Source organism: Ktedonospora formicarum (assembly GCF_016587355.1).
GTDB lineage: Bacteria > Chloroflexota > Ktedonobacteria > Ktedonobacterales > Ktedonobacteraceae > Ktedonobacter > Ktedonobacter formicarum.
In genome coordinates, this window is the sequence record NZ_BNJF01000001.1 from 482741 (window position 1) to 496433 (window position 13693).

The window sequence follows — 13693 nt, forward strand, 5'->3', positions numbered from 1 at the left end:
ATGAACGCTTCTTTCATCGAAAATTCTACTATTCCGACCCATCATTGTCAAGCCACCCGCATAGTAAATCCAGGATTTAACATACGCCAACGTCAACCTTGTTGAATATGTCAGACATCATTTGCTCCCTTCATATCCAACCGTATGAGGGAGAACATCTTTTTATTGCCTGATAGAGCCATCTTTGCTATACTTGTGCTACATCTATTAGCTAGACTCTATGCGCCTCTTACTCAACACACAGAAAGACCTCTCAATGCCCAGATATGCTCACACTCAACTTCGCTGGTCTGATGAGGCACAGACTTATGTACTCTTCATTGATGACCAGGAAAGTAATCAGACCCTCACAAGTGATTGGCTGGAACAAAATAGCTCATTCTCCTTTCACAGCCGTTGGGGTGAGCGCTACACTGTTAGGAAGCAGAAAGTACAACGCGGGAGTAGCTACTGGTACGCATATCAACGCCAGCACGGGCATGTTGTGAAGCGCTATCTCGGCAAAGCGACAGATATTACATTCTCTCGTTTAGAGGAGGTCACTCGCCTGCTAGAAAGTGGAGATGAAGCTGAGGAAGATACATTACTATCAGCACATCCCAGAGAGCAACTCCAATCAGCACCCGACATATCTGGTGCTGAGGCCAGACAATCCTCTGCTCATACCGAGATCTCCCAGATCCTCCTTACCAAATTATCACCACCACGCCTGCCTGGCTTTCTCCTTGACCGCTCACATCTATTTACTCTGCTTGACGAGGGTCGCGCAGGCTCTCTCACCCTTCTCTCAGCGCCAGCGGGATTTGGAAAGACAACCCTGGTGCGACAGTGGATGGCAGCACATCGTTCACATCTCGACTTTCCACCAGTTGCCTGGGTTTCATTGGAGACTGCTGACAATGATCCGCTACGTTTCTGGCGCTATCTCGTCACAGCCTGCCAAATGTTTCAGGTTGATCTACAAGCAACATATGCCGCGCTACAGGTATTAACTCCACAGCCTCCTTTCGTATCCACATCTCTGGAAATTATGCTGACAGCTTTACTCAATGCCCTGGCTCAATGCCCATCGCAGGGCATCTTGGTGCTAGAAGATTATCACCACATCACAGCTCGAGAGATTCAGGATTCGTTCTCTTTTTTCCTTGCCCACCTTCCATCCACGCTACACCTGATCTTAATCTCACGTAGTGACCCTCCCTTTTCTCTCGCGCGACTGCGTGCTCAGAGTCTGATATACGAAATACGCGCAGTCGATCTCCGCTTTTCACAAGAAGAAACAGCTATTCTTCTTCATCACACTCTCCCTTTCGAGCTTTCATCCTCAACCATTCAGCACCTCCATGCACAATTGCAAGGATGGGGAGCAGGGCTCCACCTCCTCAAGCACATTCTCCAAAGAAGCACTTCACTGGAAGAAGAAAGACAAGCCACAGCTCTCATTTCGAGGAGCCATACGCCTTTACAAGAGTATTTTGTCACCGAAGTGCTTGCACTACAGCCAGAACCAGTACAACAATTTGTACTCCAAACCAGCCTTCTCACATATCTGACGGCATCCTTGTGTGACGCAGTAACTGAACAACAGAATAGTCAGGAAATACTCGCTCAACTTGAGCGCATCAATCTATTTCTCGAACCACTTGACGCGGCTACGCCTGATCTTCTGCAAGCCTCGCCACAATGGTATCGATATCATACGCTTTTTGCCGAAGCAATGCGTAACGAAGCACATCGGCAATTCAAAGAAGATTACTTGCGTCGGCTTTCTCTTCGAGCCTCCCAGTGGTACGAGACACATGGTTTCCTGCAAGAAGCGATAGAAGTCGCTTTATCTGCTCAGGAGTACAATCGTGCAGCAATCTTAATCGCGCGATCCATTGAAGAGCGCACCTTTCCCGGGGAAATACATGAACCCTATACCTTGCGACGCTGGTTAGAACAACTTCCAGAAGCCACATTAGAGCAAAATCCGGTTCTCTGCTTGAGCTATGCTATTACTCTTCTATTTCAAAGCACCTCATGGCAGCCTGACCCCTTGACGCTTCCCTTAATAGAAAGGCTCTTGAATACGGCGGAACACGGCTTCCGCGAGGAGAGCCAGCTATCAAAGCTAGGCGAGCTTTTTGCCTTGCGCTCATTGCTTGCCCTGAGAAAGGGAGATATGCAAGCTGCAGCCAGAGATGCAGAACAGGCCCTGAGTTGGCTTGTGCAAACACAACAAGCCCTCTGGCGAGGGCTCAGTCTGTGTATTATAGGAGAAAAATGGAATCAAATGGGTCGGTTCAAGCAAGCTCGCAATGCCTTGCTTGAAGCCTCTACTCTCTGCGAAACTGTTCACAATCACTTCTTCAAGCATGTTGCTCTGGTAATGCTTGCTCAGGTATGCTTTGAACTGGGAGATATTCAAACAGCGAGTACCTTATTTCGTCAGGCGCTCGCACAAACATGGGCATATGAGCAATTTCAGATGCTCACTCATTGGCGCTGCGTTGCATTGATTGGCCTAGCAACGCTCTACTATGAATGCAATGAACTGGAAAACGCGTATCAGCACATACAGGATGCCATAGTTATCAGCCAATCACACCATCTATTACATCACGAAACGCGAGCGACGCTCCTCCTCAATCGTGTACAACAGGCTCAAAATCAGCATCTCAACGCCCAACAGACTCTAAGCGCCCTCCTTGAAAAGATACCAGTGTCTTTATCTCAGCACGCCAGGGCAATCCAAGCCGCGCAGGCACAGTTAGCACTCTCCACTGGCGATCAGATTACCATACAACGTTGGGCAACAGATCACTTGTCACATCATGATCTTTCACAGGAAAGAGAAGAGGAGCTTCTTGTCATCCGCTGGCTACGGACTCAGGGGAAACAGAAAGAAGCCTCTCTCCAACTTGAGAACTTGCTGGCTATAGCGCAGGAAAAGGAGTTTACGCGTTACATCCTTGAACTTCAAGTGGAGAGAATTCTGATTGAGGCTTCCAGAAAACACAAGTCAGAAGCTCAACAGTTATTACTTCAGGTGCTAATGCAGGCTTTTGATAGGAACGCTATGCGCTTGTTCCTCAATGCAGGGGAGCAGATGGCGGTCCTCTTGCGTTCCATTCTCCCCCAGGTACATGATCAACCACTACAGGCCTTTATTCGCACCCTACTACATGCATTTCCAACCCAACAGCAAGATGGCCCGCAAGCGCAAACTGCTTTTCTGGTCGACCCGCTCTCGCCACAAGAAATGCGCGTTTTACGGCTTCTCGTTCAACACCATTCAAATACATACATAGCCAACGAATTGACCGTTTCAGTCAATACCGTACGTACCCAGGTGCAAAGTATCTTTAGCAAGCTAGGCGTCCATACGCGTAGCGCCGCCAGTGAAATGGCACGTGACCTCCATCTGATTTCATGACTTTGTGACGACTTCCCACACCTGAAGGCCTGTCTTTTATACACATTTAACAAACTGCTAGAATGGAAAGATGAACCCACAAGACCTCCTAGGCCCAGCATGCTGGGCCCAAAAGACGTTCGGGCCGGCCAAACTCAAGGATATTCGGCGAACAGGACGAGCCGTCAAAGTCGCTCGTCGCCTGGCATGGACTAAACACTAGATGAGGATGTGAAACTGTTTGTGCTTCTAGAAGCTGAGCAATACTTTCATTCTTCCACCTTCTTCTATTACTTTATATTTGACACCTTGAGCATCGGCAATGCTGCATATTTGCTCATCAATTGGCCCTCTTCACTTTTATAAGTCCCTTCCTCTATATATCAACTGGCCCTGGAATCTGCGCTAGGAACCTCTTATTCTCCTTTTGTGGTAGCCTTTGCCGCCTTCCTCCTGTGAGTACCGTAGGCGCGGGCAGGCATCCACGTGAAGGATATCGTAGAGTATGACATGCCTCTGGTCATGCCGGGTGGGGAGGTCCTTGACAAGCGAGCAGTAAAAATGGTACTTTTCTCTGATTAGAGCACTATATATAGTGGCGTTCAACAACAATGATTTATAACGTTATGTTGTAACGACGATTTTTATAGTTGCGAAGGTCGTTCCTCGATCTAGTAAATATTTGATTATTTGGGTATTCTAATTGGCTATTTATAGTTTGCGATTTTGGAACTAAAGGAGTAGGACGTGTCTCAATCGCAGAAAACTCACATCCTCATTATTGGCCCAACAGGATCTGGATTGCTGTATATGACAGCAGCACGCGCGCTAGGCATGCATGTCTCTGTTTTAACCGTAGATGAGATAGAGTATGACCTACCTGAGGCGATGCGATGTGCTATTGATGATCTGATTATGGTCGAGGACTGGAATATGGAGGGGCTTCTCAGGCATGCTTTGGACCTTCATCACAAGCTTCCTCTCAGTGGGGTAGTTGCGGGCGATGAGTTTCGCGTAGACGAGACGGCGTTTATCGCACGTACACTCGATCTTGCTGGTATCACCCCAGAGGTTATGGAAGGGGTGCGTAACAAAGCCATCACACGGGCAAGGCTGGCCTCAAACGGTGTCTATGTGCCCAACTTCGCGGTGGCATCTACGTTGGAGGAGGTAATAGAAGCTAGCAAGAGGATTGCATTCCCCTGCGTGATCAAACCTGTTAATCTGGCTGGCTCGGTGGGAGTCTGTCGGGTGCATAACCGTGATGAGCTTATACGTGCTTATCACGATGCTCTGAATAAAGATAATTACCGGAAGGACTTCCCTTCTTGTATGGAGGTCATCATCGAGGATTTCCTGGTCGGTACTGAATACTCGGTCGATGGCTATGTCTCATCAGACGGCATAGAAGTTATCTCTGCAACTGAGGCTCGATTGGGTCGGGAGCCTCACTTCCAGGAGATCGGACACCTGTCGTATCGCCTGCAGGATCTCCCTTTCCATCGGTCTCTGGAGACGTACATACGTTCCGTCGTGAAGGCACTTGGCATCAAGTCTGGACCATTCCATTCTGAGATCATGATGACGAAAGACGGTCCTGCCTTAATTGAGATTGCGGCACGTCTGGCAGGGGATCATCTCCCAGAGTTGGTAGAGAAGGTGTCAGGTATTTGCATGCCTGAATCGGTGCTGGCCGCACTGACTGGATATGAGATGCCAGAACGTAAGAAGCCACAAAGTCAGGTGGCGGTGATTCAGTATATAGTAGAGCCCCGACTGGCAGGCTTATCCTACCGGGAACTGCGCGGCTGGGATGAAGTTCTTGCATTGCCGTCGGTCTTTCATTCGGCTATTTCTATCAAGCCTGGAGAGCCTATTCCATTGCAGGAGGACTTTCGTTCGCGTATTGCGTGTGTGATGTACCTCGCTGAGAGTAGGGAACAGGCGCTGCAGATATGGGACTATATAGAGCAGAAAGTCACTGTCATTGCCTGATGCAAAGGAGTTGCTCCATGTCTACATTGGCGGCTGCCTCTGAGGAAATGGGTAATGTGCAGAAACAGAACCGGCTACGCGATCTGGGTGCACTGGCTGTCCTGATCTTGCTGACAGTGATCTGGGGTGGGAGTGTGCTTCCTCTGGATTATGCCATTATGCATATCGGGGTATTCTCCTTTCAGGTAATACGCTTCTCGCTGGCGGCCTTGGCTCTGGGCCTGCTCTATCATCGCCGCCTGAAGCACTTGACGCGTCAAGTTGTCGTCATTGGTGTCTTAACGAGTTGTGTCCTGTTTTGCTTCTATGCTACTCAGACTGTTGCTCTGAACTATACGACAGTGAGCATGGTCGGTTTTCTTAACGGTCTCTATGTGCCGATTGTGCCGCTGTTCTCGATTGTGTTCTTACGCCAGTGGCCCACTGTGGGAGTATGGATAGGGATTCTCCTCTCTTTTTGTGGCTTACTACTGCTCTCTCTCAACGATCATTTCGTCTTTACTATTGGGCCGGGAGAGGTGCTGCTTCTGATCAGTGCTGTCGCGTATTCCCTTTATATTGTTCTGATCAGCAAATTCGCGCCGCATGTAGATGCCATTGCTCTCTCATGGGTACAGATGGTCTGTCTGGCTCTGCTCAGTCTTATCACTCTACCTATTGCGCATGAGCCTCTGACGATGCCGTCCGGGCCCGTATGGCTGGCTGCCATCTTCATGGCCCTGGTCCCTACTGCCTTCTGTATGGCTATGATGAACAGAATCCAGCAATTTGTAAGCAGTGTGCAAGCAACTCTCTGCTATGCGCTGGAACCTGTCTGGGGGGCTATCTTTGGCTACTTCGTGGGTGATCGCCTGGGGGCACAAGCCTGGATTGGCTGTGTATGTATCTTGCTTGCAATGGTCATTGGCAGTCTCTCTGTACTCAAGAAAAAGGCATAACTGTTTGGCTCATGCCTAAGCTAAGACTTGCTCCTATCACGAGAGGTATGCGCGCGTATCTCTCGTGATGGGGGCAAGTCTTATTGTTATCAAAACCCCAGCCCTTTAGGCCTATCTTTTATACACAAATTACCAACGAAGATGAGAAGCGAGTCGAACGCCTTCAAGAAGGGTTTGAACGCGAAGCCAGCCTCCCCAAAGGGGGTTCCAACCGGGAGGACCATCGCTGCGGCGGTCCAAATACCCTCCCATGTAAGCAATGGCTTTCCAAGTGGCTCACATGGTCATCTGTGTGGGCGACTGACCCGTTTGCGCCGCGACCACGGCTAACAGGTCAGGATCGAGAACCTCGTGAGCAGGACGCTCAGGATCCCGACGAGCCAGGTCTCGCAATTGCAGCAACCGAACTGCCAGGGGCGACAAACGGTAACGCTTCTCAAAGCGAGGCGGCAATACCGTCAAAGGGCCAAAGGCAAGTTGCACCACCGTCAAGCGAGCCGTTCGTCCATGGGTGCCAGGCGCCTCAAAGGGTTTGCAGGCCTGCGATGGCCAGGCTCGCACGCATCTAGCAGGTAGGTTGGGAGTCCTTCCTCGGGCTTGAGCCGTCGGTTCTCAAACGCTCGTACCAGAAAATGGGTTTGCATCGCCTGGCACGCCTGAAAGAAGGGAAACATATCTGCCTCGCGATCCCCTACATGCACAACGGTCGTCTTGGCAAAGAAGCTTCCCAGATGCGTGACCAATTGCATCCAGATATCAGTTTCCCGTTCGCTGCGTTGGCATCGCTTCCCTCGCGTCTCTCCTGCTGGGGCAGGCGTGCGCACAAAGGTTCTTGCATGGCAATACTCTACTCTTCAAGCGTTCAAGGCAGGCAGCGGTGGCGGGAGCAAGTGACGGTTCGCTTTCCAGTAGCCTTGTTAATTGGACCAGATCAGCGACTTCATCAACATCCTGTAAAGTCTCTAGAAGCTGGTAACTTAGACCATATCTCCGTGCTGCCGCAATAGTCATCTCCGCAACAACATTGGTGCTCATGGGGATTCCGCTAAAGACATCGTAGGGCTCATGCAGACCCAAAAGATAGTAGCCACCATCCTCGGCAGGCCCCAACACCATATCCGTCCTCTCAAGTGCCTGAATGGCCTTGTCAACCACATCGCGCTCAATATGGGGCGAGTCCGAACTCATAACGATGGTTTGTTGAAACCCCTGGTCGCGTGTCCATTCAAATACATAACGCAGGCGTTCACCCAGGTCCCCCCCTTGCTGTGGTATAGTCCGCATATGCCGCGCCTCTTCTGGAACCAACGTTGTGCAATAGGACGCAAAATCAGCATATGGGGGAAAATACGCCCAATTCAGGGCATACTCAGGCACAGCGAAGCGTTGCGCCAGATCTTTCAGAAATGCCTGATATATTTCCAGAGTTGCCTCTTCACCAAGAGTACGAGCCAGACGCGTCTTTGTCTTTCCCAATTCGGGATAACGGGCCATAATTACAAGTGCGGTCTTAGGCATTATTTCCTCTTATAAAAACATAGCGAAGCGTCACACTAAGCATAAAATAGGCAGCTTTTACACTTCCTACAAGTGTTCCAGCGACCTTGGAGCGACCATGACTCCGTTTACGGTAATGTAGGGGATACTCAACAATTCGGTAGCGCGCCTTCGCAGCTTTCATTAGCATCTCAACAGGCCAACCAAAAGTCATCTCGCGCATGTGCAAACATTGTAGAGCTTCGCTGCGAATAATACGAAATGAACCAATGTCATGCAATGGTATACGATAGAGTACCGTTATCAGGCGACTTACCAACCAGTTGCCCAGGCGTGCCTGCACTGGGACCGAGCCCTTCTCGGCTCTCGCACTCACCCGCGAGCCAATTACTAGGTCCGCCTTCCCTGGGTAATCAAGGGCAGCATCAGCGGCAGATCCGCCGGATCATCGCTTCCATCTCCATCCATAAAGGTAATAATATGCGCACCCAGACTCAAAGCTGTTTGTAATCCTGCATAGCAGGCGCGCCCATAGCCACGCACCGCTTCACTGACAACAATGGCTCCCGCCTCTCTCGCGACATCTGCCGTATGGTCACTACTATCGTTATCAACCACGATAATCCACTCGGCAAGATGAGGAGGAATCTCTGGTAGCATGTGCCGAAGCGCGTCCTCCTCATTCAAGGCAGGGATGACGATAGCTACTTTCTCAATTTGCATAAACTTTACAACCTCCAATGTACAATCTAGCCGGCATCTTCTTTACACAATTCATCATTCACGCTTCATGCTAGACTGCCTGCACGACGACCTCATGGTAGCCAGTTGACCCGTTAGGCACAGTCCCTTGCTTGTTTCCCGTCTGAACCTCATCATCTCCATTGGTCAGACGACAAACCAGGATATAGCGACCCGGCTTCTGGGGGACCCATTGCCAGGTCCAGAGCACCCAGGCATCGGGTGAGAGCCGTGTCTTGATGGTAGCCTCTTGCCACGTCTGCGCTCCATCGGTACTCACTTCCACCTTTTTGACCTCGCGGTCCCCCGCGTAGGCAACGCCGCTTACCTCTACGGCCTGCCCGACGCTTACCTTACCGCGTGGGGTATCAATCCGGCTGGTGGAATGTAGTGGTCCGTTATACCATCCCTGACTCGAATACAGTCCGGTAACAAAGTGATTGGTCAGTTCCACTCGCGTCACCCATTTGGCATTCTCCTCACCATAGCGTCCAGGGACGAGCACACGCATAGGAAAACCGTGCCTCTGTGGGATCTCCTGCCCATTCATGCGCCATGCGAGCAGGGTGTCGGCCTCAAGTAGTTCTCGTAATGGAAGACTCACGTTGTAACCATCGACACTATAAAAGGCCACATGCGTCGCTTCTGGTTTCGCGCCGCCATGCTGCTCCAAGAGGGCCTTAAGTGTGACTCCCTGCCAGATAGCGGTCCCCATCAAGCGTCCTCCGGGGCCATTGGATATGCATTCAAGTGTGATAGCACGCGAAATCGAGGGGAGCTTTTGCACCTCCTCATAGGTGTATGATCCAGCTTTATTTATCAGCCCACCAACCTCAAGCCTCCATAGACTGATTGACGGCGCGGGATCAACAGTGTTCTGGGTCACAATATAGTGGTCATCATTGGGTGTAATAGGTGCGGTCTTTTCCCCATGCTGAAGAGTCTTCATCCCATCATAAGATGAGTACTGATCAAGATAGGCACGCAGTAAACCCACCACTCCCACGCCGCTTGCCAGCCCAACAACGGCAACACCAGTCCGCGAGAAGAACTGGCGCCTTTTTTGCAGTTCGGCGGGAGTCTCCGGGCTGTGCTCCTTCGGTAAGAGGGCACGCAAGGCAAAACAGAGGGTCACACCATAGATTCCAAATTCGACCAGTAGAGACAGGCTCGTCACAAGGCTCGACCAGCCAACAGTCAAGCCATACTGATTATGGCGTAGTTCATCCCGAAAGAGCACGATGCCCACAATCGCCATCCCCAATCCCAATCCTAGGCCACAGATCCACTCCCTGCGCCCCGGACAATAACCAGCAGCAGGAAGTGGGACTCGCGCCACCAGAGCATAGAAGGCACCTAACAGAGTCCCGATCCCAAGCATTGCCAGAAATGCCAATCCCAACGGGGTTGTCTTAGAGTTAGGTGAGAAGGTAATAAGCAGCTTAACAAAGGTGTACACGTCTAAATGCTTAAGCACGTAGCTGCCAAACAACTCCACTGGTGTGGGAGCGCCGACAGCAAAGAGCAACACCCCCATAACCACTGTTGCCAACAGGCTACTCGCAAGACCAGCCCCTAACCCCAATAGGGATATCACCAGCACCCAACGAGCCGGTGATGGTCTCTCCGTTTGTTGTGTCGTCGACATAGCACCATTACTCCTGAGAGAGACTTTCACGACCAAGATATACGGTTTGATGGTTCCCCAAATTATAGAGGGCCAGAATCGCACGGTTCTCTCTCTCACTATGAATACGTGCTTGCACGGTTGCCTCGTCAAGATAAGGAGAGATCATTGTAATATCAAGATAACAGCGCTGGGTTGCGGGATTAATCCAGGTTCCAAGCCACGTATCAGGCTCACGCAAACAAGCGTCGTTCTCGCGAATAAATTCCGCAATCCCTTCGGCGATATTCATCGTTGGTTCAAGAATTACGGTCTTTCCAGGATATTTGGGAAAGGCCCATACATCAATAGGATCAAGAAACTGGTAAGTATCAATTCTCGACGTCACCCCTCCACGCTCAAGGGTAGCTATCGAGACCTCAAGAACATATTTCTCAAAGTAATAGCGGTCCAGCCATGCTTCAGTGTGTGATGTAATCATGCCATTACACACCTGATCTGGAAGCATATCAGCCTCAACGGCTCGCTGCCCAGCGCTTTTCGCAATAAAGAAAGACTTATTCCACACAGCAACGAACAAACCTCCTGTTTGCATCTCAACAAAAATCAATTCTACGCACACAGGTTTTCATAGAAACTCTTCCTGAATGATTGGGGTATTTCCTAGTAGCTCCAATTCAAACCACACTGCGCGCAATGTCGGGCAGGGGAATCGCTCTCAAAGGCACGCCTGAAAGCTTCATAACGCTCGCCTTGCCAGATCTGCTCTATTGACTCCTGGAAGACATTCCCCAGAACACGCTCCTCACGATACTCTTTGGCACTACGATGCCCAAAGGGTGCGAAACAACAAGAGAGTACATTCCCGCTTGAGGTAATGTAGGTCAGCGTATAGGGACGGCGGCAACCCGACCAGGGACGCTCACCAAAGTCACGTACCAGACTCTCCACCGGAGTTGCTGAGCCAGCGGCGTTAAAGCGAATGCCGCGTTCATTACACATCTGCTCACAGCGGCGTACCAGTTCAAGCTCCTCTCTGGATGAGCGACGAAACAACGACTGCTGCGACTGTGCAAGCCCTTGTTCAAAGTAGACCAGCCGTTGCATATACACCTCAGGAATGCCTGCATCAGCCGCCAGTCCGACCAGATGCGGCAACTCATGTAGATTCTCGCGCATAGCGGTAAACCAGAGCGAGAGGGAAGGCTTTTTGGCTTCGCTCTCCTTCAGGAGTTTGGCAAAGGCTCGCACATTTCGCCAGATCTTATCAAAGGCGTCAACACCACGAACATGCGCATAGACCTCGCGCGTTGAGCCATCCATCGAGAGGCGATATTCATCCAACCCGGCCTTTATCAATTCCTTGCCTTTCGCCTCCGTGAGCGCGATGCCGTTGGAATTAAATAGCACATAGGTCCCGCGATCCTTCAAATAGCGGACCATCTTCGGCAAATCCTTATTTAAGAGCGGCTCCCCAAGCCCATGCAAGACGACACGCTCAAGTACAGGAAATTGATCTACGATCCGACGAAAATCATCGTAGGTCAGATCCCGGTCATCCTCACGCGAAAGCAGGGTGCGAGGGCATTGCTGACAAAATTCATTGCAACGACTGGTAGGTTCAATATAAATCGAGCGTGGCAGGGTCAAAACGGGTGCAGTAGTCATAGCAACTCCTTACATAGACTGCAATACAATTTTCTAGCTCTTCATAGTGTGAATCCAGCCCCACATCTCAGAGAAACCAGATACTTACCCATTTACACGCGTTAACTAAAGTATTTTTACAAGAAGCAGGACCGCTTCATTCATTCGGGCAAATATGATATAGTGCAAGAATGTTGTTCCTGATCAGATAGGACTTCATTATCCCAAGAGAAAGTAGCAGCCAGGGAAACTGTGAAAGAGTCTACAGACTATCAAGGCTCTCAAGCATCAAATGATGAGGTTGCTTTGATCAAACTCTACGAGCAGTATCGACGCCCCATCCATTCCTACGCATATCGCCTTTTAGGTCATCAGGAAGATGCCGATGATATAACGCAAGAAGTATTCATTCGTGCCTGTACAGCGTGGGAAGGGCTCTATGATCGTGATCGGCTTTCCTCCTGGCTCTATCGTATCGCAACCAATCTCTGCCTGGACCTGATGAGGCGTCGCAAGCGCCTCTCCTGGTGGTCCCTCTCAAATCGCTGGCGGCGAGAAGAACACAATGGAAGGAGCGAGCTGACAGCGGACGAAGAAAGTAGCATTCTCCTCGCTGATGATGGGGGTATTCCAGAGGTAGCAGAGCGTGAACTTATTCGTCTGGCCCTGTCTCGCATACCAGAAGAGTACGCGGCAGCCCTCATATTAAACGCAGCCCAGGGCATTCCCTATCAAGAGGTTGCCGCGATTATTGGTATCTCCCCCAATGCCTCAGCAACACGCATCTCGCGCGCAAAGAAGATGTTTATGGAACAGTACAAACGCTTAAACAAGGTAGAGTATGAGAGGCAGGAGGGCAGGAAATGAACCAAGACCGTCTCCCACCTTTCCCTTCAAACGAAGCCCTATCCCCACAAACTTGTCAGGTGGCGCGCCTGTATCTTGCAGTCTGGGATGACCTGACCTCCGAAGAGAAGCAAACTGTCATGAAGCACGTGCGACATTGCGAAACCTGTGCACAAGAGATGCATCTTATTCAGGAAGCCAAACGGATTGTGACAGGTCTTGAAATGTCCCAGCCATCCGCGCGCGTAGATGAAGCAGTCTATGCAGCCATCGCAAATAGATCTCGAACTCATCCTACACACTTTGCGCAAAGGCGGCAGCGAAGAGAAGAACAGCGCACAAGAGCACGCAATAAATGGCGACCCATTACACTTGTAGCGTCACTGCTGCTACTTTGCGCCGCATCTCTCGCCATCTATACATCACTGCTCTCGCCCACGCAGCAATTTCAGATTCCAACAGATCTGACCTGGAATGGCTACGTCCTACACTATAGCCAGACACAGACAACCAAAGATGGTACGAAATATCGCGAGGACACCTATCGTGATCTCGCGAGTGATATGACACATGTAGAGACCACCATGGATAATGAGGTTGATGTGGTCGCCGTCGGGAACAAAGAACATGGTGTTCTGGGGAAAGATATGATGAACCATGTCGCCCAATGGGATGCCTTTGCCTGGAATGAGAGCACCTCTATGCTCAATCTGGCACAAATACGCGCTGATTTACAGGCAGGACGAGCCTCATACGAGGGAAAAGAAACTTTCAAGCAGCAGGAGGTTTATCAGATAGACTATCACGACGGATATATCCTTCTGCTCGATATGGATTATATGCCAGTCAATATCCTGCATCAGAAGAATCAGGGACAGACAGAACCGGTATATGATCAATTTGAAGTACTGCGAACTGAGAAAGTGCCTCAAGAACTCTGGGATATGAATGTCCCTCAGGGCTTCAAGATGGGAACCCTACCTCCAAAGCCCTGAAGGGGTCCAC

At 50.4% G+C, this 13693-nt stretch carries 14 protein-coding genes; 6 read left to right on the forward strand and 8 right to left on the reverse strand.

Going from position 1 to position 13693, the window contains the following annotated elements; genetic code table 11:
• Positions 1-256 precede the first annotated feature (256 nt).
• The 4 genes from K3T82_RS02180 (at position 257) to K3T82_RS02195 (ending at position 6330) form a co-directional block, all read left to right on the forward strand.
• Positions 257-3418 carry a winged helix-turn-helix domain-containing protein gene (locus K3T82_RS02180; protein WP_220191858.1) on the forward strand — a complete coding sequence of 1054 codons (3162 nt, stop codon included), beginning with the start codon at positions 257-259 and terminating at the stop codon, positions 3416-3418.
• Positions 3419-3488: 70 nt separating this feature from the next.
• Positions 3489-3620 carry a transposase gene (locus tag K3T82_RS49795; protein ID WP_220191859.1) on the forward strand — a complete coding sequence of 44 codons (132 nt, stop codon included), beginning with the start codon at positions 3489-3491 and terminating at the stop codon, positions 3618-3620.
• 524 nt (positions 3621-4144) lie between these two features.
• A complete protein-coding gene (locus K3T82_RS02190) occupies positions 4145-5392 on the forward strand; it encodes an ATP-grasp domain-containing protein (protein WP_220191860.1) in 1248 nt (415 codons plus the stop codon).
• A gap of 17 nt (positions 5393-5409) precedes the next feature.
• On the forward strand, positions 5410-6330 hold the full coding sequence (locus K3T82_RS02195; protein ID WP_220191861.1) for a DMT family transporter: 921 nt from the start codon (positions 5410-5412) through the stop codon (positions 6328-6330).
• A 276-nt stretch (positions 6331-6606) separates the two neighbouring features.
• Here the strand turns inward: K3T82_RS02195 and K3T82_RS02200 are convergent, their stop codons facing one another.
• From K3T82_RS02200 to K3T82_RS02235, 8 genes are all read right to left on the reverse strand, one after another.
• Positions 6607-6822 carry a hypothetical protein gene (locus K3T82_RS02200; RefSeq protein ID WP_220191862.1) on the reverse strand — a complete coding sequence of 72 codons (216 nt, stop codon included), beginning with the start codon at positions 6820-6822 and terminating at the stop codon, positions 6607-6609.
• Complete coding sequence (locus tag K3T82_RS02205) at positions 6819-7079, reverse strand: hypothetical protein (protein ID WP_220191863.1); 261 nt, start codon at positions 7077-7079, stop codon at positions 6819-6821. Before K3T82_RS02205 ends, K3T82_RS02200 begins: the two co-directional genes overlap by 4 nt.
• 7 nt (positions 7080-7086) lie before the next feature.
• The gene (locus K3T82_RS02210) at positions 7087-7848 is read right to left on the reverse strand and encodes a TIGR04282 family arsenosugar biosynthesis glycosyltransferase (RefSeq protein ID WP_220191864.1); all 762 of its coding nucleotides are present in this window, start codon (positions 7846-7848) and stop codon (positions 7087-7089) included.
• Positions 7841-8170, reverse strand: a complete 330-nt coding sequence (locus K3T82_RS02215) for a glycosyltransferase family protein (protein WP_220191865.1) — start codon at positions 8168-8170, stop codon at positions 7841-7843. The genes K3T82_RS02210 and K3T82_RS02215 overlap by 8 nt, the downstream gene beginning before the upstream one ends.
• 47 nt (positions 8171-8217) lie before the next feature.
• A complete protein-coding gene (locus K3T82_RS02220; RefSeq protein WP_220191866.1) occupies positions 8218-8550 on the reverse strand; it encodes a glycosyltransferase family 2 protein in 333 nt (110 codons plus the stop codon).
• A 70-nt stretch (positions 8551-8620) separates the two neighbouring features.
• On the reverse strand, positions 8621-10216 hold the full coding sequence (locus tag K3T82_RS02225) for a molybdopterin-dependent oxidoreductase (protein WP_220191867.1): 1596 nt from the start codon (positions 10214-10216) through the stop codon (positions 8621-8623).
• 7 nt (positions 10217-10223) lie between these two features.
• Positions 10224-10763, reverse strand: coding sequence for a hypothetical protein (locus tag K3T82_RS02230; RefSeq protein ID WP_220191868.1), 540 nt, complete (start codon positions 10761-10763; stop codon positions 10224-10226).
• Positions 10764-10858: 95 nt separating this feature from the next.
• Positions 10859-11863, reverse strand: a complete 1005-nt coding sequence (locus tag K3T82_RS02235; protein ID WP_220191869.1) for a radical SAM protein — start codon at positions 11861-11863, stop codon at positions 10859-10861.
• Positions 11864-12094: 231 nt separating this feature from the next.
• Here K3T82_RS02235 and K3T82_RS02240 point away from each other — a divergent pair, with 231 nt between their 5' ends.
• Complete coding sequence (locus K3T82_RS02240; protein ID WP_220191870.1) at positions 12095-12709, forward strand: RNA polymerase sigma factor; 615 nt, start codon at positions 12095-12097, stop codon at positions 12707-12709.
• Complete coding sequence (locus K3T82_RS02245) at positions 12706-13683, forward strand: hypothetical protein (protein WP_220191871.1); 978 nt, start codon at positions 12706-12708, stop codon at positions 13681-13683. Before K3T82_RS02240 ends, K3T82_RS02245 begins: the two co-directional genes overlap by 4 nt.
• Positions 13684-13693: the final 10 nt, after the last annotated feature.